This window comes from Hymenobacter endophyticus, from assembly GCF_032464715.1.
Taxonomy (GTDB): Bacteria; Bacteroidota; Bacteroidia; order Cytophagales; family Hymenobacteraceae; genus Hymenobacter; species Hymenobacter endophyticus.
The window spans coordinates 1-848 of the sequence record NZ_JAWDJT010000034.1; the positions used below are offsets into that span (position 1 = coordinate 1).

The 848-nt window shown below is 56.6% G+C and carries 1 protein-coding gene; it reads right to left on the bottom strand.

Annotated elements, in window-relative coordinates; all coding sequences use genetic code 11:
- Positions 1–275 precede the first annotated feature (275 nt).
- The coding region (locus tag ROI90_RS21085; protein WP_316000261.1) for a serine/threonine protein kinase at positions 276–848 on the bottom strand (573 nt) is incomplete at its 5' end.

The following is an 848-nucleotide window of genomic DNA, read 5'->3' on the forward strand; positions in this document are numbered from 1 at the left end:
GGGCCGGACAGCTCAAAGTGCGGGTGTCCGGGCTGTCCGGTCACAGACGGCTGTACCACCCCCGGGGTGGTACAGCCCGTCGGCGAAGCCGACCCCTCAATGAACGTAGGAGCCGGAGGCGACTTCCGATCTGATCTGCCTCACGAGGAGCAAACAGCAGGCGCGGAACTTTCCCTACCTGATCAAGTCGGCTCGCTCCACTCGCCGCGCGCTGCCCGGCTCACCGCCGGGGCCCGCCGCTCCTAATGGCGCCGTAAGACGTTGGAGGTGCCTCGTTAGACCATCCTTCGTCCTTCCTCCAGGCCAGCCGCAAGATCGCGTAAGTTAGGCATGCGCTTGGGATTTCCCGAAAGCACCCCCCCTAGCAATTTGCGTACTACTGAAGGAATGCCTCGCCGCAGTTTACCCACAGGTGGAAGGCTAGCGTCAGAAAGCGGCATGCGGCCGGTCAGGCTATGATGAATCGTAGCCCCGACTGCGTAGACGTCCTGAAATCTCCAACGGTCCGACAACTCCATATCAGTGACCTTTGGAATAAGATAGCCAGGCGAACCCCACGGTGATTCTCGACGATCATCGATATAGCAAGCACCTTCGAAATCGATCGCATACAGCTTACCTTGAGCATCCATTAGCAGGTTTGCCGGCTTACAGTCTCTCCAGGCGAAGCCAGCATCATGCACCTTCAATACAAGGTGCACAATATCAATCGAAATATCTAGAGCATCCTCGATGCTCATTTTTCCGTGGTCCAGAAGCGACTCGAGACTCCCACCTTCGATGTATTCACATACAAGATAGTAGTTTCCTCGGACGTCGAACTCATCAATCTTCCTGGGCGTCAAGAT